This window comes from Pseudoxanthomonas sp. LjRoot206, assembly GCF_056175725.1.
The window spans coordinates 18,581-39,129 of the sequence record NZ_JBGFFI010000009.1 but is presented as its reverse complement, the minus strand read 5'-3'; the positions used below and the strand labels follow the sequence as shown (position 1 = coordinate 39,129).

Here is a 20,549-nt window from a genome sequence, read left to right as displayed (position 1 = left end):
GACCTCGGTCAACGGCGCGCGTGCCGACCTGGGTGCGGTGCAGAACCGCTTCACCTCGGTGGTCGCCAACCTGCAGACCAGCTCCGAGAACCTGGCCGCCTCGCGCAGCCGCATCCGCGATACCGACTTCGCCAAGGAAACCGCCGAACTGACCCGCACCCAGATCCTGCAGCAGGCCGGTACGGCCATGCTGGCCCAGGCCAACCAGGTGCCGCAGAACGTGATGTCCCTGCTGCGTTAAGCCGCTTCACAGGAAGCGTTGCCTGGCGCAGGCGCCCCGGATGGATTCGTCTCCCTCCGATTGACGCCGGGAGGAAGGGTTCAACCCTTCCTCCGCCCCGCACCGGCTTGGTGGCGGGCGTCGGGCCTTCCTTTTCCGCTCTACCCCTTCTCTTCTTCCTCAGGTCTGCGTCATGGCACAGGTCATCAACACCAATACGATGTCGTTGAATGCCCAGCGCAACCTGAGCACCAGCGGCGCCTCGCTCGCCACCACCATCCAGCGCCTCTCGTCCGGCCTGCGCATCAACAGCGCGAAGGACGACGCCGCCGGCTTGGCCATCTCCGAGCGTTTCTCTACCCAGATCCGCGGCCTCGACGTCGCCGTACGCAATGCCAACGACGGCATCTCGCTGGCCCAGGTCGCCGAAGGCTCGCTGACCGAGATCGGCAACAACCTGCAACGCATCCGCGAACTGGCCGTGCAATCGTCCAACGCGACCAATTCTTCCTCCGACCGCGCCGCACTGAACGCCGAGGTCAAGCAATTGATCGCCGAGATCGATCGCGTGGCCAAGCAGTCGGAGTTCAACGGCACCAAGCTGCTGGACGGCTCGTTCTCCAGTCAGCTGTTCCAGGTCGGCGCCAATGCCGGCCAGGCCATCGCCATCGACAAGACCGTCGATGCCAAGGCGAACGCACTGGGCAAGGTCCAGTTCGGTTCCACCTCCGGCGTCAACGTAGCGACCGGCACCGCCACCGCCGACGGCAAGATCACCAACATCTCGGTCACCAATCCCGCCGGCAAGACCGTGACCATCGACGATGTCGACGTGAAGACCGGCGACACCGGCGCACAGGTCACCGCCAGGATCATGGGCGCCATCAACGCCAAGTTGGGCGAGCACGGGGTCTACGCCGAGTCGACCGGCACCACCGGCTCGTACTCCACCGTGGGCGCTGCGCTCAACGGCAGCGGCGCGCCGGCCGGCATCAACGTGGTCTACGGCACCAGCGGTGCCGCAGGCATCACCTCCGGCGTCGGCGTCACCGGCGGCGCACCCGGCGCCGGCGAAGTGAAAGGCCTGGCCGATCTCGATGTCACGTCCTTCCTCAACGCCTCGCGTGCGGTCACCATCGTCGACAAGGCGTTGACGGTCGTGAACTCCGCGCGTGCCGACCTGGGTGCGGTGCAGAACCGCTTCACCTCGGTCGTGGCCAACCTGCAGACCAGCTCCGAGAACCTGGCCGCCTCGCGCAGCCGCATCCGCGACACCGACTTCGCCAAGGAAACCGCCGAACTGACCCGCACCCAGATCCTGCAGCAGGCCGGCACGGCCATGCTGGCCCAGGCCAACCAGGTGCCGCAGAACGTGATGTCCCTGCTGCGCTGACGCGCCGCAGGCATCCGCCCTCTCCGCCAGTTCCCTGTCGTCACGGACGGATTCGTCTCCCTCCGTTTGGCAGTACCCCAGCCCTCGCCGGCAACGGCGGGGGCTTTTTTTGGAGCGGTGATTGGGGATTGGTGATTAGTGATTGGTTGGAAACAGCGGGCCTTCTCCACATCACCAATCACCAATCACCAATCACCAATCACGAATCACGAATCACCAATCACGGCCGTTCTGGCACAAACCCTGCATCACCGCCTTCGCCTGCATTTCTCACCAGCACGCCGGACCCACGGCGGCGGTGGGAGACGGAGAAATGCGGCTAAAGAACGGCTCAGCCGGGCCGTTATTGGTACTGCACGGGCGGGTCCCATTCGTCATCGGATGGAGACCCGCCCGGCCTCCCTTTTTGCGGAAAGGGCCAGACAGGAGACAGGGCAATGGCAGATTATTCGCTGGGCTACGGCGGCATCGGTTCGGGGCTGGACATCACCGGCATGGTCGAACAGCTGGTCGCGGCCGATCGGAAGCCCGCCGACAACCGCCTGAACCGTATCGAGAGCCAGGCGAAGTTCAAGCTCTCCGCCATCGGCACCGTCAGCTCCGCCTTCAGCACGCTGGACACGGCGCTCAAGGCGCTCAAGGCCCCCACCGCCTTCGACGTGCGCACGGTCAAGTCGGGCACCGATACCGTGGCCGGCGCCAGCGTCTCCAGCGGCACGCCCAACGGCATCTACAACGTGGAGGTGGTCGAACTGGCCACCGCCAACAAATGGATCACCGGCACGCCCGTCGCCGCCACCCAGACCTTCGGTGCCGGTCAATTGACGCTGACCGTCAGCGGCGAGTCGCTCGCCATCGACATCGCCGAGGGCGCCACCCTGCAGGACGTGCGCAGCGCGATCAACGACGTCGCGCGCAGCAAGGGCGTGCAGGCCAGCGTGCTGACCTCCAACGACGGCCAGTACCTGTCGGTGTCGTCGGACAAGACCGGTGCGGCGAACGGCCTCACCCTCACCTTCACCTCCGGCGGCAGCGACCTGCAGGCGCTGGCCACCAGCCTGCAGGAGCGCGTCCCGGCCGCCGACGCCGAAGTGCTGATCGACGGCCTGACCGTCACCGCCAGCACCAACAAGATCACCGAAGCCGTTCCCGGTCTGACCCTGGACCTGAAGACCAAGGGCACCAGCACGGTCACCGTATCCACCGATACGGCGGCGGCCAGCAAGCTGATCCAGGATTTCGTGACCGCGTACAACGCCGCGATCACCGCGATCAACAGCAGCACCAAGTACAACGCCGAGAGCAACGAACCCTCGGCGCTGACCGGCGACGCACAGATGCGCAGCGCCTCGGGCCAGTTGCGCGCCCTCATGGGCGACCTGCTCGGCGGCCTGGCCGCACAGGGCCTGGATGCGAAGACGCTGGGCCTGCAGACCAAGGGCTACCCGACCTCGGACGGCACGCTGGTGTTCGACAGCAGCAAGTTCACCGCCGCGCTCACCGCCGATCCGGAAAAAATCCGCACCGCCTTCACCGGCGAGACCGCGTTCGCGGGCCGCCTGCAGACCGCCGTCGGCAGCTACGTGGGTACCAATGGCGCCTTCACCCTGCGCACCAATGGCCTCAACGCGCAGATCAAGGACGTCACCGCGCAGCGCACCGCACTGGATGCGCGCATGGAAGCCGTCGGCAACCGCTACAAGGCGCAGTTCGTGGCGCTGGACAGCATGATCTCGCAGATGAACACCACCAGTTCCGCCCTTGCCCAGCAGTTGGCGTCGCTCACCGCTCAGACGAGCAGCTAAACACCGCGGATCCGCACCGTTCCACGGCCGGATTCTCAGGAGAATGGAATGTCACTTCAGTCCTATGCCGCGCAGTACCGCAACACCGGCCTCAGCAGCGCCGTGATGGAAGCGGATCCGCACCGCCTGGTCGCCCTGCTGCTGTCGGGTGCCTGCGAGCGCCTGCGCCTGGCGGAAGCCTGCGTGGTGCGCGGCGACCTGGCGCGAAAGGGCAAGGCCATCGGCGAGGTCAGCGCGATCATCGGCCACCTCAACGGCTCGCTCGACCACGAGGCCGGCGGCGAGATCGCCGGCAGTCTGTCGGCGCTGTACGACTACGTGCAGACGCGCCTGATCGAAGCCAACCTGCACAACGACCCCGCCGCCCTGCGCGAATCGCTGGAGCTGCTGGGCGAGATCGAATCGGCGTGGAACGCGATCCCCAGCGAACAGCGCCAGGTACCGGCGATGGCCGCCGCAGGATGAGCACGGCACCGGCCCTCGACGACCTGTTCGCCCAGCTGGACGGCATGCGGCGTGCGCTGCACGCCGGCGAGCTGGAGGATGTGGAGCGCCTGCTCAACCGCCACGACCACGATGTGCGCGCCTTCCTGCACGCCGATGGCGGGCGCACGGCCGGCTACGATGCGCTGGCGGTGCTGCTGCGCGCGCAGCTCGAGCTGCAGAAGAGCATGCAGGATGCGCGCGAACAGGCGCGCGTCCGCATGCACGCGACGCAGCGCGCCGATCGCGCCGCGCGCGCCTACCTGTCCGTCGTCGAGGGATGAGCCATGCCCGCGTCGCTCATCCTGGTGGAGCATCCTGCGGAACACGCGTTGTTCGACGGCGCGCTGACCTGTGACGTGGTGCTGCCGGCGCGGTTCGATGGCGGCCCGCGCGCGGTGATGCAGGCGCCCTCGGAAGCGCTCTTGAAGGGCCTGGCGATCGCCGAGGACGTGCGCGGCGACGATCCCGATGAGCGCAAGGAAGCGACGCCTTCGCAACAGCGCATCGAAGCCAAGCTCGACCTCGTGCTGTCGCTGCTGGGCCGCCTCGCCCGCCGGCACGAAGAGGCCCTTCCGGTCACCGCCCTGCGCTGGTCGCATCGTGGCCTGCGGCTGGATGCGCTGGCGCCCGCGCCACTGGCAGCGGGAACCCGCGGCATCGTCACCGTGCAGCCCGCCACGTGGCTGAGCGACCAGATCGAGCTGCCTGCGACCGTGATGGACCAGGTGGAAGGTTCGCAAGGCCTGCATCACCTGTGGCTGCAGTTCGACGCACTGAACGCCGGCCTGGCCGAAGCGATGGACCGCCATCTGTTCCGCCTCCACCGGCGACAGGTCGCGGAAGCGCGCCAGGCCAGTCGCGCGTAAACACATTTCGCGCAGCTGCACGCGCCTGTTTCCTGGCTGGAGTACGAGGATCACAGTGGCACCTTGCGGATTTCGTGGTTCTGAGCCCGACATGGAGACGCTAACTGTGACTCAAGTCAGGATTTCACCCCTCCGTCGCGATAGTGAATTGGCGTGGCGACTTCGCGCCGCTATCGTGACGTGACCCTGCAACGCAACCGCAAGCGACTTCTCCTGTGCGTGTACTCATCGTCGACGACCACACCCTGGTCCGGGCCGGCATCGGACGCCTGCTGCAGGCGCTTCCCGATGTCGACGTGGTGGCCGAAGCGTGCAATGCACAACAAGCGCTCGACATGGCGGCCATCCACCGCCCGGACGTGATCTTGCTCGACCTGTCGCTGCCGGACCGCAGCGGCCTGGAGCTGCTGCCGCTGCTGCGCGATTCGCTGCCGCAGACGCGCGTGGTGATGATGTCGATGCACAACGATCCCACCCAGGTGCGCGTCGCACTCGATCGCGGCTGCGCCGGTTTCGTCGTCAAGGAAGCGGCGCCGATGGAGCTGGAACTCGCGCTGCGCGCGGCCGCCAGCGGCCAGGTGTTCCTGAGCCCGCAGGTGTCGTCGAAGATGCTGGCGCCGATGCTCAATCCGCAGCGCCCCACCGGCATCGCCGCACTGTCGCCACGCCAGCGCGAGATCCTGCGCCAGCTCGGCGGCGGCATGAGCAGCAAGGAAATCGCCGCGCAGCTCGGCATCAGCGTCAAGACGGTGGAAACGCACCGCGCGCGCATGATGGAGTCGCTCGGCTGCCGTCGCGCCAACGATCTGCTGCTGTTGGCCGCACGCCACCAGAACGAACTGGCCTGAGCCTTGCAGTACCCCGGGGACGACGCCCTTTCCGTGACGGAATTCCGTGATCGCAGCGCCCCGCCCGGCGCCCATTCCCGCCATTGAACCGACGTCGTAGGGGAAATCCTGACGGCGCGTGGGGCGTGCCCGCAGCACAACCAGAAACGCCCTGATTTTTTTTCCGTCACCCGCCCCGCACAGTGTCAACACGATGTGAAGCCGCCTCGGCACGCCATCGAATCGGGGACCACGGGAATGAAGACGGGACTTTCCACCCAGCTCGGGCAACAGCTCCACCTGACGCCGCAACTGCTGCAGTCGATCCGGCTGTTGCAGCTGGACGGCCTGCAGCTGGAGCTGGAAGTGCGCCGTGCGCTCGACCTTAATCCGCTGCTGGAAGTCGAGGAAACCCACGACGCCGACCAGGGCGGCGAGATCGAGGTGCTGCCGCCGCAGGACGCCGCCGCGCTGGACACGGCGGCCTTCGACGAACTGCCGGAGTCCAGCCTGTGGGACGTCGCCGGCGCCGGCTGGCAGGACGGCGACGACGACCGCATGCAGCGCGTCGAAGCCGGCGAGTCCAGCGACCCGCACGTGCGCGTGCTGGACCGGCTGGCGCTGGAACTGGACGACCGCGCGCTCGACGTGGTCGCCTTCTGGCTGGAACACACCAATGACGCCGGCTACCTGGAACAGGCGCCCGACACCCTGGCGCTGCTGGCCTCGGCCCGCTTCGACCTGACCACCGACGCGGCGCTCGCCCTGCGCGACCGCCTGCTGCGTGGCGAATTCCCCGGCCTGACCGCCGCCGACGTGCGTGAATGCCTGCAGGTGCAGCTGGACTGCCTGCAGGGCCGCGTGCCGGGCCGCCACGTCGCCCACCGCATCGTCACCGATGGCATGGCCCTGCTGGCCGCCCACGAGTACGACGCCCTCGCCCGCCTGCTGGACCTCGAACTGGACCAGGTGATGGAAGGCGTGCGCCTGGTGCTGTCGCTGGACGCCCGCCCGGGCGCCTCGCTGGCCCCGGCCCCGACCGGCTACATCGTGCCGGACGTGGTCGCCTGGCACGCCGACTGCGCCTGGCGCGTGGCGCTGAACCCGGCCACCACCCCGCGCGTGCGCGTCAATGCCATGCAGGAGCGCGCCCTGGACCAGGCCGAGCCGTCGGAAGGCGCCGGCAAGCTGCGTGAACTGCTGCAGGAAGCCCGCTGGCTGACCCGCGGCCTGTCGATCCGCTACGACACCCTGCTGCGCACGGCGCGCGCCATCGTCGAGCGCCAGGCCGGCTTCCTGACCCAGGGCGACGAGGCGATGGCCCCGCTGACGCTGAAGGAAATCGCCGACGCCATCGGCATGCACGAGTCCACCGTCTCGCGCATCACCACCGGCAAGTACATGCAGACCCCGCGCGGCACCTTCGAACTGAAGCACTTCTTCGCCGTGCGGCTGGAAGGCGCCAACGTGTCCGGCCCGGCCGTGCGCGCCATGGTGCGTCGCCTGATCGACGCCGAGCCGGCCGGCAAGCCGCTGGCCGACGAGGCCATCGCCGGCCTGCTGGCCCGTCAGGGCATCCACATCGCCCGCCGAACTGTGGCGAAGTACCGGGAACAGCTCGATATCGCTCCCGCCCGGGAACGCCGGCGCGCTACCGTATCCGTCTTGGCCAAGGCCGGATAACGGAGCGCGACCGCAATGAGCAAGATCACCGTACTGCTGGTGGACGACCACGAAGGTTTCATCAACGCCGCCCTGCGCCACCTGCGCAAGGTGGAGTGGCTGGACGTCGTGGGCCGTGCCAGCAACGGCCTGGAAGCCATCGAACGCTCCGAAACCCTGCGTCCGGACGTGGTGCTGATGGACCTGGCCATGCCGGAGATGGGCGGCCTGCAGGCCACCCGCCTGATCAAGACACAGGACGCACCGCCGTTCATCGTGATCGCCAGCCACTTCGACGACGCCGAGCACCGCGAACACGCGATGCGCGCCGGTGCCGACGACTTCGTCAGCAAGCTTTCCTACATCCAGGAAGTCTTGCCCATCCTCGAAACATTCAAAGACCGCCGCCATGAGTGAATCCCGCATCCTCGTCATCGACGCCGACGCCACCCGTGCCGAACGCCTGGCCGGACTGCTCGAGTTCATGGACCTGACACCCCGCTGGGTCTCCAGCGCCGGTGACGTGGATGTCCGCCGCGCCCGTCAGCACGACTGGCTGGCGGTGGTGGTCGGCTCGCTCGACGACCAGAAGGCCGCCGACACCTTCTTCGCCTGGCTGGGCAAGGCCCAGTTGCCGCCGCCGGTGCTGCTGCTGGAGGGCGACACCGCCGGCTTCGCCGCCGCCCACGGCCTGCACGAGGCCGGCGTGTGGGCGCTGGAAAGCCCGATCCGCCACGCGCAACTGGAAGCCTGCCTGCGCCGCGCCAGCCTCAAGCGGCTGGATACCGAACACCAGGCGCAGCAGGTCACCACCAGCGGCCCGACCGGCAACAGCCCGGCCGTCGTCCGCCTGCGCCGCATGATCGAGCAGGTCGCCAGCTTCGACACCACCGTGCTGGTGCTGGGCGAATCCGGCACCGGCAAGGAAGTCGTCTCGCGCGCCATCCACGACCAGTCGCCGCGCCGCGACGGGCCGTTCGTCGCCATCAACTGCGGCGCCATTCCGCCGGACCTGCTGGAAAGCGAGCTGTTCGGCCACGAGAAGGGCGCCTTCACCGGCGCGCTGAGTGCGCGCAAGGGCCGTTTCGAGATGGCGGAGGGAGGCACCCTGCTGCTGGACGAGATCGGCGACATGAGCCTGCCGATGCAGGTCAAGCTGCTGCGCGTGCTGCAGGAGCGCAGCTTCGAGCGCGTCGGCGGCAACCAGACCATCCGCTGCAACGTGCGCGTGATCGCCGCCACCCACCGCAACCTGGAAACGCGGATCGCCGACGGCCACTTCCGCGAAGACCTGTTCTACCGCCTCAACGTGTTCCCGATCGAGATGCCGGCGCTGCGCGAGCGCGCGGAGGACCTGCCCGACCTGGTCATGACCATCGCCGCGCAGCTGTCCCGCACCGGCCGCGGCGAAGTGCGTTTCGCCAGCGACACCCTGCAGGCCCTGCGTTCCTACGCCTGGCCAGGCAACGTGCGCGAACTGACCAACCTGGTCGAGCGCCTCGCCGTGCTGCACCCGGGCGGCCTGGTCCGCGTGGCCGACCTGCCCAAGCGCTACCAGCCGGAAGGCGGGAACGCGCTGGCCGTGGACACCGCGGCGCCGGTCGCCGCGGCACCTGCGCCTGCGGTGTCCGCGCCGGCCCCGTCGGCCGTCGTGGCCGCCGCGGTGACCCCGGCCGACCGCCTGCCGGAAGCCGGCATCGACCTGCGTGAGCACATCGCCCAGATCGAACTGAACCTGATCCGCGACGCGCTGGACCGCGCCGGCGGCGTGGTGGCGCATGCCGCCCAGTTGCTCGGCCTGCGCCGCACCACGCTGGTGGAAAAGCTGCGCAAGTACGGCATCGAGCGCGAGGACGTCGCGCTGGCGACGGAAAACTGACTGGGCACGGGCGCGGTTTCCGGCACGGGTCTTGCAACTGATCAGGCAAGACACTCCGACGACCGAAGCACCCGCCCATGTCCGACGTCACCTCCATCCTCTCGCAGATCCGCAGTTACCAGCACCAGGTCGGTACGCGCGCACTCGAGCCGATGCCGAACCCGGGCGCCATCTCGCCCGGCCGGGTGGGCCTGGAGCAACCGGGGATCAAGGCGCCGAGCTTCGGCGACACGCTGCAGAACGCGCTGGAAGGCGTGAACAACGCGCAGAAGACCTCCGGCGCGCTGGCACAGGCCTTCGAACTGGGCGATCCGCGCGCCGACCTGGCGCGGGTGATGGTGGCCGCGCAGCAGTCGCAGGTCGCCTTCCGCGCCACCGTGGAAGTGCGCAACCGCCTGGTGCAGGCCTACCAGGACGTCATGAACATGCCGCTGTAAGGCGGCGCCCCTCCCACCTCTTCCCTAGAACCGACCCGTCGCCATGGCCCTCACGCTGTCCAAGGAAGCCCTGAAGGAATCGCTGACCGCCGACAAGGCCGGCGCGGCGCTGACCAAGATCCAGGATGCGCGCGTGTTCAGGCAGATGGGCACGCTGCTGCTGATCGCCGGCGCGGTGGCCGTGGGCATGATGGTGTTCTTCTGGTCGCAGAAGCCGGCCTACACCCCGCTCTACACCGGGCTGGACGCCAAGGCGACGGCCGAAGCCACCGACATGCTGCGCGCCGCGCAGATCCCGTTCCAGCTGGACCAGGGCACCGGCGCGATTTCCGTGCCGGAAGAAAACCTGCACGACGCCCGCCTGAAGCTGGCCGGCGCCGGCCTGGCCGAGAGCGGCCGCCTCGGTTTCGAAATGATGGAGCGCGACCCCGGCTTCGGCGTCAGCCAGTTCGTCGAGAACGCGCGCTACCAGCACGCGCTGGAAACCGAACTGGTCCGCACCATCACCACGCTGCGCCCGGTCCGTGACGCGCGCGTGCACCTGGCCATCCCCAAACCCAGCGCCTTCACCCGCCAGCGCGAAGTCGCCAGCGCGTCGGTCGTGCTGGACCTGCGCTCGGGCGCGATGCTGGAACGCAATCAGGTGGACGCCATCGTGCACCTGGTGTCGTCGTCGATCCCCGACCTGGCGCCGGAACGCGTCACCGTGGTCGACCAGAGCGGCCGCATGCTGACCATCAGCGATCCCAACAGCGAGGCCGCGCTGAACGCCGCCCAGTTCGAACGCGTGCGCAAGCTCGAGACCTCGTTCAACGACCGCATCCGCGAACTGCTGGAGCCGCTGACCGGCGCCGGCCGCGTCAACGCCGAGGTCGCCGTCGACATGGACTTCTCGGTCACCGAGGAAGCCCGCGAGACCTTCGCCAACGATCCGGCCAAGATCCGCAGCGAGCAGGTCAGCCAGAACACCACGACGGACGGCTCCGGCCCCCAGGGCGTGCCCGGCGCGACCAGCAACACGCCGCCGGGCCCCAACGCGGCGGCCGCCGCGCCCAATCCTGCCGCACCGGTCGAGACCTCGAGCAGCGCGACCCGCAACTTCGAGATGGATCGCACGCTGCAGCACACCCGCCAGCCTGCCGGTCGCGTGCGCCGCGTCACCGCCGCCGTGCTGGTCGACCATGTGCCGCGCACCGGCGAGAACGGCAAGGTCGTGATGACCGCCCTGGACGCCGCCACGCTGGCCCGCATCGAAGCGCTGGTGAAGGAAGCCGTCGGCTTCGATGCCGCCCGCGGCGACTCGGTGTCGGTGATGAACGCGCCGTTCGTGCGCGAGACCGAGGCGCCGGCCGACGTGCCGTTCTGGGAAAGCCCGTGGCTGCACAACCCGATGGTGCGCGACATCGCGCGCTACGGCCTGGGCGCGCTGGTGGTGATCGTGCTGCTGTTCGGCGTGCTGCGCCCGGCCATGCGCCAGATCATCAGCCCGGCCGCCAGGCACAAGCGCGACGAGGACGACGGCATCGACGTCAACGTCGTGGAGGAGGAGGACGAGAACGGCGTGGTCGCCACCTTGTCGCACGAGCATCTCCCGCCGATGCGCGCCCTGCCCTCCGACGCCTACGAAGATCGCCTGCGCCAGGCGCGCGAAGCAGTGAAGAGCGACTCCAAGCAGGTCGCGCAAGTGGTCAAGGACTGGGTGGCCAACGATGAATAACGCACCGGACACCTCCCTCACCGGCGTGCAGCGCGCCGCCGTGCTGCTGCTCTCCCTGGGCGAGGAAGACGCCGCCGAAGTGCTGAAGCACATGAACGCGAAGGAGGTGCAGAAGCTCGGCATCGCCATGGCGACCATCTCCGGCATCAGCCGCGAGCAGGTGATGCAGGTCATGGCCACCTTCGGCGAAGCGCTGGACAAGCAGACCTCGCTGGGCATGGGCGCCGACGACTACGTGCGCAAGGTGCTGGTGCAGGCGCTGGGCGAGGACAAGGCCGGCGGCCTGATCGACCGCATCCTGCTCGGCCGCAACACCACCGGCCTGGACACGCTGAAATGGATGGATCCGCGCGCCATCGCCGACCTGGTGCGCAACGAGCATCCGCAGATCATCGCCATCGTGCTGGCCCACCTGGACAGCGACCAGGCGGCCGACACGCTGAAGCTGCTGCCCGAGCGCACCCGCACCGACGTGCTGCTGCGCATCGCCACGCTGGACGGCATCCCGCCCAACGCGCTGAACGAACTCAACGAGATCATGGAGCGCCAGTTCGCCGGCAACCAGAACATGAAGGCGTCGAGCATCGGCGGCGTGAAGGTCGCCGCCAACATCCTCAACTTCATGGACTCGGGCCAGGACCAGGTGATTCTTGGCAGCATCACCCAGGTCGACGCTGACCTGGGCTCGCGCATCCAGGACCTGATGTTCGTGTTCGACAACCTGGCCGACCTCGGCGACCGCGAGCTGCAGGCGCTGCTGCGCGAAGTGCCGAACGACCGTCTGGGCCTGGCGCTGCGCGGTGCCGACGCCAAGGTGAAGGAAAAGATCACCCGCAACATGTCGCAGCGCGCCGCGCAGATCCTGCTCGAGGACATGGAAGCGCGCGGCCCCGTGCGCCTGTCCGACGTCGAAGGCGCGCAGAAGGAAATCCTCGCCATCGTGCGCCGCCTCGCTGACCAGGGCGTCATCGCCCTCACCGCCAGCGCCGAGGAGATGGTATGAGCGTGCCGTCGCCGCTGCGCTGGATGCCGGCACCGCTGGACGTCGTCGTCTCCGAGGCCGCCGCCGAGCAGGACGCACCGCCGCTGGTGCCGCCGACGCTGGAAGAGATCCAGGCGATCCAGGACGCCGCCTACCGCGAAGGCCTGGAACGCGGCCTCGCCGACGGCCATGCCGAAGGTTTCGCGCAAGGCCAGTCCGACGTGCGCCGGCTCGCCGCACAGATGGAAGGCATCCTCGACAATTTCTCGCGCCCGCTCGACCGGCTGGAGAACGAAGTCGTGGCGGCGCTGTCCGAGCTCGCCGTGCGCATCGCCGGCGCGCTGGTCGGCCGCGCCTACCAGACCGATCCGGTCCTGCTGCAGGAACTGGCGACCAGCGCACTCGACGCCGTCGGCGGCTCGCAGCGCGAGGTCGAACTGCGCCTGCATCCGGACGACATCGCCGCGCTGACCCCGGTGCTGGCGATGACCGCACATACCCGCCTGATCGCCGACACCTCGCTGAGCCGCGGCGACCTGCGCGTGCACGCCGAGAGCGTGCGCATCGACGGCACCCTGGAAGCGCGCCTGCGCGGCGCCCTGGAAACCGTGCTCAACCGCGGAGCGCGCGCATGAGCGCCCAACCGCTGGAGTGGCTGACCGCGCGCGACCTGCGCCTGTCGGCACGCCTGTCGCAGATCAATCCCGACCTCGGCGGCCGCGGCCTGATCCGCGAAGGCATCCTGCGCCGGGCCGTCGGCCTGACCCTGGAAGCCATCGGCTGCGAAGCGCCGATGGGCGCCAGCTGCAAGGTGGAGGTGGTCGACGGCGGCTGGGTGGATGCCGAAGTCGTCGGCTTCTCCGGCGAGCGCACCTACCTGATGCCGAGCGCCGAACTGCACGGCCTGCTGCCGAACGCACGCGTGGTTCCCTCGCGCCGCCGTGGCGGCGTGGAAGTCGGCGAAGGCCTGCTGGGCCGCGTGATCGACAGCGATGGCATCCCGCTCGACGGCCGCGGCCCGATCCGCGCCGAGGGCAGCGTCAGCCTGGCCGGCGTGGCGATCAACCCGCTGTCCCGCGAACCCATCACCCAGCCCCTGGACGTCGGCGTACGCGCGATCAATGCGCTGCTGCCGATCGGCCGCGGGCAGCGCGTCGGCCTGTTCGCCGGCTCCGGCGTCGGCAAATCGACCCTGCTGGGCATGATGACCAAGTACACCGCCGCCGACGTCATCGTCGTCGGCCTGATCGGCGAACGTGGCCGCGAAGTGCGCGATTTCGTCGAGACCACGCTGGGCCCGGCCGGCCTGGCCCGCGCCGTGGTCGTCGCCAGTCCCGCCGACCGTCCGCCGCTGGCGCGCCTGCAGGGCGCCTACCGCGCCACCGCCATCGCCGAATGGTTCCGCGACCAGGGCCTCAACGTGCTGCTGCTGATGGATTCGCTGACCCGCTTCGCGCAGGCGCAGCGCGAGATCGGCCTGTCGGTCGGCGAGCCGCCGACCACCCGCGGTTACCCGCCATCGGTGTTCGCGCGCCTGCCGGCGCTGGTCGAGCGTGCCGGCAACGGCGCCAAGGGGCGCGGGTCGATCACCGCCTTCTACACCGTGCTGACCGAAGGCGACGATCCGCAGGACCCGATCGCCGACGCTGCGCGCGCCATCCTCGACGGCCACATCCTGCTCTCGCGCCGTGTCGCCGATGCAGGCCTGTACCCGGCGATCGACGTGGAATCGTCGGTCAGCCGCGTGGTCACCGAGATCGCCGACGAGACCTGGCGCGACCGCATCCGCAAGCTCAAGCGCCTGCTGTCGGCCTACAACAGCAACCGCGACCTGATCGCCATCGGCGCCTACCAGCGCGGCAACGATCCCACCGTGGACGAAGCGCTGGCACGCTGGCCGGAGATCGTCGAGTTCCTCGGCCAGGACGTGGCGCACGCCGCCGACCTGCCGAGCAGCCGTGCCGCCCTGGAATCCCTGATCCAACGCAACCTCGCCGCCGGCATTCCGCTGCCGCCCGGCCTGCAGTAACGCCAAGGAACCCCCACGATGATGCAGTCCCGCCGAATCGACCCGCTGCTGCGCCGCGCGCAGGAACACGAGGATTCCGTCGCCCGCGACCTGGCCGAACGCCAGAACACGCTGGCCCAGCACGAATCCCGGCTGGAAGAACTGCGCCAGTACGCAGAGGACTACGCCAACAGCCAGATGGCCGCGACCAGCCCGGCGCAGCTGGCCAACCGCCGCGCCTTCCTCGAGCGCATCGACCAGGCATTGAAGCAGCAGTTGCAGAACGTCGACCGCAGCCGCGCCAGCGTCGACATCGAACGCGACCGCCTGCTGCTGGCCAGCCGCGACAAGCAGGTGCTGGAACAGCTGGCCGCCAGCTACCGCGTGCAGGAAAAGCTCATCGTCGACCGCCGCGACCAGCGAGAGATGGACGACGTCGGCGCGCGCCGCGCCCGCCTCGCCGCCACCGCCCGCGAGAACGAGGACGCCTGATGCCGTCGCCGACTGCGCTGAACTTCGCCGTGAAGTCGCCGACGCCATCGACGGCACCGGCCAACCAGATCGACACGAACGACACGTCCGCGACGAAGCCGGCGTTCGACGACCTGGTGCGTCGCCCTGCCAAACGCGATGACGCAGCCCGCGCACCGAACGCGCGCACCACCGAAGCGAACGAGCCCGTTCGGCCGCGCCCCGACAAGGCGCTCGCCGGCAAGCAGGACGAAGCGGCACCTGCCGCCAGCGAAGACGACACGCCCGAGGACGCGATTGTCGCGTCCGCGGTGCCGCCCATCCTGATGGACCTGCCGCCGCTCCAGGCGGCGATGCCTGCGGATGCGACGGTGCCCGTACCGACCGATCCGCCCGGCAATCCCCTGCTCGCCGGCGCGCAGCCCGCGGCCAACACGCCGCTCCCCGCCGATGCCCTGCTGGCCGGCGCTCGCACCGCGATCCCGGCCACGTGGCCGGGCGCGATCGCGACCGGCACGGCGACCGGCACAGCGACCGACACGGCGGTGGACACGGCGGCCGATGCCGGCCAGACCGTCGCCACCGGGACGACAGCGACGCCAGCCGCGGCCGCCGCCGACACCAAAGCCCCCCTGCAGAACCTGCTGTCCTTCGCGACGCATCTGGCCACCGGCCAGGTCGCAGCGGCGGTGCCGGACGCGATCATCCTGGGTCGCGACCTCGTCGATGCCTTCCGTAGCGAAGACAGCGACGCGCCCGCACCAGCCGGCAACCTGCTGGCCGGCGTCGGCGCCTCGAACCAGGCGCTGGGCCTGTCGCGCACCGAGACCGTCAACGCGATGGAAGCGCCGAGCGCCGACCTGCAGGGCGGCCACTTCGACGAGGACATCGGCGATGCCGTGCGCTGGATGGCCGACCAGAAGATCGGCCATGCCCACATCAAGGTCACCCCGCACGACCTGGGCACGGTGGAGATCCGCCTGCGCCTGGAAGGCGACCGCATCCATGCCGATTTCGCCAGCGCCCAGGCCGACGTCCGCCAGGCGCTGGAAAGCAGCCTGCCCCGCCTGCGCGAGATGCTGGGCCAGCACGGCTTCCAGCTGGCCCACGCCGACGTCGGCCAGCAGCATGCGCCGCCGTCGCAGGGCGGCGGTACCGGCACCGGCGAAGGCGGCGACCACACCGCCGAACCGGCCGTCGAGGCGCCCCGTACCGTCCGCATGACCGCCCGCGGACTGGTCGACGCCTACGCCTGACGGGCTGCCTTTCCTGTAGGAGCGACGTGAGTCGCGACCGCAGATCTTCTTCCCCAGTAGCCCCGGCGACGGTCGACACCCTGTCGGAGCAAAGTCTCCTGGCCTAGATGGCGTGCGGTCGCGACTGACGTCGCTCCTACAACTGCCTTCCACCCGTCAAAACCCCGACGGGCCATCGCCCCCGCCACGGCACACCGCTTGCATCACCCGGGCTGACCCCTCAGGAGATGCACCGCCGTGGCAGCCGACAAGAACGCTAGCAAGTCCAAGACCGACAAGGGCGACAAGCCCAAGGGCGGCAAGTCGCTGCTGACCATCGGCCTGGTGGCCGTCATCGCGGCCGGTGCCGCCGGCGGCGGCGCCTGGTACTTCATGCGCCATGGTGCGAAGGACGAGAAAGCCGACGCACCCGCCGCCAAGAAGCCGGGCGAAGTGCCTGCGCCCGCCCAGTACTTCGCGCTGGAACCGCCCTTCGTCGTCAACCTCGTCGGCGAGACCGGCGGCGCGCGCTACCTGCAGGTGGAAGTGCAGCTGATGACGCGCGATCCCGAGGCGCTGACCGCCATCCAGCTGCATGCGCCGGCCATCCGCGCGCGCCTGCTGATGCTGTTCGCCCAGCAGGACGCCGCCGGCCTGATGTCGCGCGAAGGCAAGGAGCGGCTGCAGAACGCCGCGCTCGGCGAAGTGAAGGCGCTGCTCGTCGCCGAGACCGGCAAGCCCGCCGCCGAATCGCTGTTGTTCACCAGCTTCGTGATGCAGTGACGGAACCCCGCCGCCATGATGACCAGTGACCTGCTGTCGCAAGACGAGATCGACGCCCTGCTCAACGGCGTCGACACCGGCGCGATCGAGACCGAGGAGCCGCCGCACGATCCGACCGTGGCGCGCACTTACGATTTCGCCAGCCAGGACCGCATCGTGCGCGGCCGGCTGCCGACGCTGGAGATGATCAACGAGCGCTTCGTGCGCACCTGGCGCATCGGCCTGTTCAACCTGCTGCGCCGCTCGGCCGAACTGTCGGTGCGCGGCATCGAGACCATCAAGTTCAGCGACTACCTGCATTCGCTGTACGTGCCCACCAACCTCAACCTGGTCAAGTTCAAGCCGCTGCGCGGCGTGGGCCTGATCGTGTTCGAACCGAAGCTGGTGTTCACCATGGTGGACAACTTCTTCGGCGGCGACGGCCGCTACCCGGCCAAGATCGAAGGCCGCGAATTCACCGCCACCGAAATGCGCGTGATCCAGTTGCTGCTGAAGCAGACCTTCGCCGACCTTGTCGACGCCTGGGCGCCGGTGATGCCGGTCGATTTCGAATACATCACCAGCGAAGTCAATCCGCACTTCGCCAACATCGTCAGCCCGCGCGAATACGTGGTGGTCAGCCGCTTCCACGTGGAGCTGGACGGTGGCGGCGGCGACCTGCACGTCACCCTGCCCTACTCCATGCTGGAGCCGATCCGCGAACTGCTCGATGCCGGCATCCAGTCCGACCGCGTGCACGACGACGACAGCTTCCGCGTGACCATGCACGAACAGCTGCGCACGGCCGAAGTCACCGTCTCCAGCGTGCTGGCGGAGAAGCGCATCAACCTGCGCGAACTGACCCGCCTGAAAGTCGGCGACATCCTGCCCATCGAGATGCCCAAGTCGGTGCCCGTTTGCGTGGAGCAGGTGCCGGTGTTCACCGGCGAGTTCGGCATTTCCAACGGCCACAACGCCGTGAAGATCACCGCGCACCACCCGCCGGGTGGCCGCCACCAGCAGTCCGCCCACCACCGCCCCACGCTTTCACCCGTCGCCTTCCAGGACGCCACGCCATGATTCCCGAGAACGAAGAAGCCCTCGCCACCGCCTTCGGCGACACCGACCTCGCCACCGCCGGCGCATCCGCCGCGCACGAGGCGGACATGAGCCTGGACGTCATCCTCGACGTGCCGGTGACGCTGTCGTTGGAAGTCGGCCGCACGCGCATGCCGATCCGCAATCTGCTGCAGCTCAACCAGGGCTCGGTGGTGGAACTGGAGCGCGGCGCGGGCGAACCGCTGGACGTGTTCGTCAACGGCACGCTGATCGCGCACGGCGAAGTCGTGGTGGTCAACGACCGCTTCGGCGTGCGCCTGACCGACGTGGTCAGCCCCAGCGAACGCATCCGCCGCCTGCGCTGAGCCGATCGCCATGCACGCCTTCGCCCTGCTCGCCACCGCCGCCGCGCCCGCGCAGAAGATCGGCCAGCACGCGCCATCCACGCCCGGCATCGGCGGCGCGCTGGTCGGCCTGATCCTGGTGCTCGGCCTGATCCTCGGCCTGGCCTGGCTGCTGAAGCGGCTGCCCGGCGCCGGTCTCGGCATCCGCCCCAGCGAACAGCTGCGCGTGGTGTCGATGCTGTCGGTCGGCGCCAAGGAGCGCGTGATGGTGATCGAAGTCGGCAAGGAACAGCTGCTGATCGGCGTGAGCGCCGGCGGCATCACCGCGCTGCACACCCTGCCCGAACCCCTGGTCGTCGCGCCCGCGCCGACGATGCCCAACTTCGCCGAACTGCTGGCCAAGCGCCTGCGCAAAGAGTCCTGAGATGCGTCGCTTCATCCTCTCCCTGATCTGCCTGCTGTGGCTGACCGCGCCGACGCTGGCGTTCGCGCAGGCCGCGACCGCGCCTGCCGCGGCACCGGCCGCTGCGGCCCCCGCCGCCCCTTCGGCGCCGACACTGCCGACGATGCCGAAGGTCAACGTCGGCCAGGTTGGCGACAACACCGTCAGCCTGCCGCTGCAGACGCTGCTGCTGATGACGGCGATCACGCTGATCCCGTCCGCGCTGCTGGCGATGACCGCGTTCACCCGCATCATCATCGTGCTCGGCCTGCTGCGGCAGGCACTCGGCACCGGCCAGACGCCGTCCAACCAGGTGCTGGTGGGCCTGGCACTGTTCCTCACCATGCTGGTGATGATGCCGGTCGGCGAGAAGGCGTGGGCCGAAGGCATGGCGCCGTATCTCAACGGCCAGATCGATTTCTCCACCGCGTGGACGCTGACCACCGGCCCGCTGCGCGACTTCATGCTGGCGCAGGTGCGCGAGACCGACCTGATGACGTTCGCCGGCCTGGCCGGCCACGGCAGCTACACCGGCCCGGACGCCGTGCCGTTCCCGATCGTCGTCGCCTCGTTCATCACCAGCGAACTGAAGACCGCGTTCGAGATCGGCTTCCTGATCTTCATCCCCTTCGTGATCATCGACCTGGTGGTCGCCAGCGTGCTGATGTCGATGGGCATGATGATGCTGTCGCCGATGCTGGTCTCCGCGCCGTTCAAGATCCTGCTGTTCGTGCTGGTGGACGGCTGGGTACTGATCGTCGGGTCGCTGGCCGCCAGCTTCAACGGCGTCTGAGGAGCACGACATGAGTCCCGAAACCGCTCTCACCGAACTGCGCGGTGGCCTGGAAATCGCCCTCTGGGTCGGTGGCCCGCTGCTGCTCGTCGTCCTGGTCGTCGGTGTGGTCATCGGCGTGATCCAGGCGGCCACCCAGCTCAACGAACCCACCATCGCCTTCGTGGCGAAGGCGATCGCGCTGACCGCCGCGCTGTTCGCCACCGGCAGCTACCTGCTCGGCGTGCTCGTGGAATACACGACGACGCTGTTCCAGCGATTGCCGCACCTGATCGGCTGACGACGCGGACGCGACGCCATGGATGCCGCCACCCAGATGGTGATCGACGGCCAGCAGGCCTTCGGCATGATCAACGCCATCCTGTGGACGATGCTGCGCACCGGCGCGCTGCTGATGGCGGCGCCACTGATCGGTACGCGCGCGGTGTCGGTGCGCGTGCGCGTCATCATCGCCGGTGCGCTGGCGATGGCGCTGGCCCCGCTGCTGCCGGGCACGCCCGACCGCATCGCCTTCGACGCCAGCACCGTACTCAACGTCGCGCGCGAACTCGCGGTCGGCGCCAGCATGGGCTTCATGCTGCGGCTCGCATTCGAAGCCGGCGCGATGGCGGGCGAACTGATCTCGCAGGGCACCGGCCTGGCGTTCGCGCAGATGTCCGATCCCCTGCGCGGCGTGAACTCGGGCGTCGTCGGCCAATGGTTCTACCTCGCCTTCGGCCTGCTGTTCTTCACCGTCAACGGCCACCTCGCACTGGTGTCGCTGCTGGTGGACAGCTACCGCTCGCTGCCGATCGGCACCGCGTTACCCGACGTGCAGCAGGTGCTCGAGGTCGCACCGATGCTGTTCACCCACATCCTGCGTGCCGCCGTCGGGCTGGCGCTGCCGGTCATGGTGGCGATGCTGGCGGTGAACCTGGCCTTCGGTGTGCTGGGCAGGGCCGCGCCCGCACTCAATCCGATCCAGCTCGGCCTGCCCACGGCGCTGCTGCTGGGGCTGTTCCTGCTGGCGCTGCTGGCCGGCGAGCTGGGCCCGCCCGTGCAACGGGTCTTCGACCTGTCTTTTGACGCAGCGCGGCAAATCACCGCCTGACGAAACCGTGATTACCGCTGGCAAACAGTGCGGAAACGCACAGTTGGGGGGTCTCCACAGGCCCATGTCAC

Annotated in this window: 24 protein-coding genes; all 24 read left to right on the top strand. The window is 69.0% G+C overall.

The window, feature by feature from the left end:
* Positions 1 to 241 (top strand): flagellin (locus AC04MD_RS19940; protein ID WP_475498948.1); only part of this gene is annotated, 241 nt, incomplete at its 5' end.
* Positions 242 to 413: 172 nt separating this feature from the next.
* Positions 414 to 1,613: a flagellin gene (locus tag AC04MD_RS19935; protein ID WP_475498946.1), complete on the top strand. Its 1,200-nt coding sequence runs from the start codon at positions 414 to 416 to the stop codon at positions 1,611 to 1,613.
* 437 nt (positions 1,614 to 2,050) lie between these two features.
* Positions 2,051 to 3,418, top strand: a complete 1,368-nt coding sequence (gene fliD / locus AC04MD_RS19930; protein WP_475498945.1) for a flagellar filament capping protein FliD — start codon at positions 2,051 to 2,053, stop codon at positions 3,416 to 3,418.
* A gap of 48 nt (positions 3,419 to 3,466) precedes the next feature.
* Positions 3,467 to 3,883 (top strand): flagellar export chaperone FliS, encoded by a 417-nt coding sequence (gene fliS, locus AC04MD_RS19925; RefSeq protein ID WP_162338490.1) that lies wholly within the window; start codon positions 3,467 to 3,469, stop codon positions 3,881 to 3,883.
* Positions 3,880 to 4,185: a hypothetical protein gene (locus AC04MD_RS19920; protein ID WP_475498944.1), complete on the top strand. Its 306-nt coding sequence runs from the start codon at positions 3,880 to 3,882 to the stop codon at positions 4,183 to 4,185. The genes fliS and AC04MD_RS19920 overlap by 4 nt, the downstream gene beginning before the upstream one ends.
* Positions 4,186 to 4,188: 3 nt before the next feature.
* A complete protein-coding gene (locus AC04MD_RS19915; RefSeq protein WP_475498943.1) occupies positions 4,189 to 4,770 on the top strand; it encodes a PilZ domain-containing protein in 582 nt (193 codons plus the stop codon).
* Between the two features lie 215 nt (positions 4,771 to 4,985).
* The gene (locus tag AC04MD_RS19910) at positions 4,986 to 5,618 is read left to right on the top strand and encodes a response regulator (RefSeq protein ID WP_162338487.1); all 633 of its coding nucleotides are present in this window, start codon (positions 4,986 to 4,988) and stop codon (positions 5,616 to 5,618) included.
* A 237-nt stretch (positions 5,619 to 5,855) separates the two neighbouring features.
* The gene (gene rpoN, locus AC04MD_RS19905) at positions 5,856 to 7,280 is read left to right on the top strand and encodes an RNA polymerase factor sigma-54 (protein ID WP_475498942.1); all 1,425 of its coding nucleotides are present in this window, start codon (positions 5,856 to 5,858) and stop codon (positions 7,278 to 7,280) included.
* Between the two features lie 15 nt (positions 7,281 to 7,295).
* Entirely contained in the window at positions 7,296 to 7,676 is a 381-nt protein-coding gene (locus tag AC04MD_RS19900) for a response regulator (protein ID WP_475498940.1), read from the top strand.
* A complete protein-coding gene (locus tag AC04MD_RS19895) occupies positions 7,669 to 9,138 on the top strand; it encodes a sigma-54 dependent transcriptional regulator (protein ID WP_475498939.1) in 1,470 nt (489 codons plus the stop codon). Before AC04MD_RS19900 ends, AC04MD_RS19895 begins: the two co-directional genes overlap by 8 nt.
* Positions 9,139 to 9,215: 77 nt before the next feature.
* Positions 9,216 to 9,575 (top strand): flagellar hook-basal body complex protein FliE, encoded by a 360-nt coding sequence (gene fliE, locus AC04MD_RS19890; protein WP_475498938.1) that lies wholly within the window; start codon positions 9,216 to 9,218, stop codon positions 9,573 to 9,575.
* A gap of 43 nt (positions 9,576 to 9,618) precedes the next feature.
* The gene (gene fliF / locus AC04MD_RS19885; RefSeq protein ID WP_475498937.1) at positions 9,619 to 11,292 is read left to right on the top strand and encodes a flagellar basal-body MS-ring/collar protein FliF; all 1,674 of its coding nucleotides are present in this window, start codon (positions 9,619 to 9,621) and stop codon (positions 11,290 to 11,292) included.
* On the top strand, positions 11,285 to 12,295 hold the full coding sequence (gene fliG / locus AC04MD_RS19880; RefSeq protein WP_475498936.1) for a flagellar motor switch protein FliG: 1,011 nt from the start codon (positions 11,285 to 11,287) through the stop codon (positions 12,293 to 12,295). Before fliF ends, fliG begins: the two co-directional genes overlap by 8 nt.
* Before the next feature lie 23 nt (positions 12,296 to 12,318).
* Positions 12,319 to 12,909, top strand: a complete 591-nt coding sequence (locus tag AC04MD_RS19875) for a FliH/SctL family protein (protein ID WP_475498951.1) — start codon at positions 12,319 to 12,321, stop codon at positions 12,907 to 12,909.
* A complete protein-coding gene (locus AC04MD_RS19870) occupies positions 12,906 to 14,303 on the top strand; it encodes a FliI/YscN family ATPase (RefSeq protein WP_475498935.1) in 1,398 nt (465 codons plus the stop codon). The genes AC04MD_RS19875 and AC04MD_RS19870 overlap by 4 nt, the downstream gene beginning before the upstream one ends.
* Before the next feature lie 18 nt (positions 14,304 to 14,321).
* Positions 14,322 to 14,774, top strand: a complete 453-nt coding sequence (gene fliJ, locus AC04MD_RS19865) for a flagellar export protein FliJ (protein ID WP_192314187.1) — start codon at positions 14,322 to 14,324, stop codon at positions 14,772 to 14,774.
* Positions 14,774 to 16,009: a flagellar hook-length control protein FliK gene (locus AC04MD_RS19860; RefSeq protein ID WP_475498934.1), complete on the top strand. Its 1,236-nt coding sequence runs from the start codon at positions 14,774 to 14,776 to the stop codon at positions 16,007 to 16,009. Before fliJ ends, AC04MD_RS19860 begins: the two co-directional genes overlap by 1 nt.
* A 237-nt stretch (positions 16,010 to 16,246) precedes the next feature.
* Positions 16,247 to 16,771, top strand: coding sequence for a flagellar basal body-associated FliL family protein (locus AC04MD_RS19855; protein ID WP_475498933.1), 525 nt, complete (start codon positions 16,247 to 16,249; stop codon positions 16,769 to 16,771).
* 15 nt (positions 16,772 to 16,786) lie between these two features.
* Complete coding sequence (gene fliM, locus AC04MD_RS19850) at positions 16,787 to 17,830, top strand: flagellar motor switch protein FliM (RefSeq protein ID WP_475498932.1); 1,044 nt, start codon at positions 16,787 to 16,789, stop codon at positions 17,828 to 17,830.
* Positions 17,827 to 18,174, top strand: a complete 348-nt coding sequence (gene fliN / locus AC04MD_RS19845; protein ID WP_475498931.1) for a flagellar motor switch protein FliN — start codon at positions 17,827 to 17,829, stop codon at positions 18,172 to 18,174. The genes fliM and fliN overlap by 4 nt, the downstream gene beginning before the upstream one ends.
* A 10-nt stretch (positions 18,175 to 18,184) precedes the next feature.
* Positions 18,185 to 18,577, top strand: a complete 393-nt coding sequence (fliO, locus tag AC04MD_RS19840) for a flagellar biosynthetic protein FliO (RefSeq protein WP_475498930.1) — start codon at positions 18,185 to 18,187, stop codon at positions 18,575 to 18,577.
* 1 nt (position 18,578) lies between these two features.
* Positions 18,579 to 19,388, top strand: a complete 810-nt coding sequence (gene fliP, locus AC04MD_RS19835; RefSeq protein ID WP_475498929.1) for a flagellar type III secretion system pore protein FliP — start codon at positions 18,579 to 18,581, stop codon at positions 19,386 to 19,388.
* Positions 19,389 to 19,398: 10 nt separating this feature from the next.
* Positions 19,399 to 19,668, top strand: coding sequence for a flagellar biosynthetic protein FliQ (locus AC04MD_RS19830; RefSeq protein WP_162338471.1), 270 nt, complete (start codon positions 19,399 to 19,401; stop codon positions 19,666 to 19,668).
* Positions 19,669 to 19,686: 18 nt separating this feature from the next.
* Positions 19,687 to 20,478 carry a flagellar biosynthetic protein FliR gene (gene fliR / locus AC04MD_RS19825; protein ID WP_475498928.1) on the top strand — a complete coding sequence of 264 codons (792 nt, stop codon included), beginning with the start codon at positions 19,687 to 19,689 and terminating at the stop codon, positions 20,476 to 20,478.
* Positions 20,479 to 20,549 lie beyond the last annotated feature (71 nt).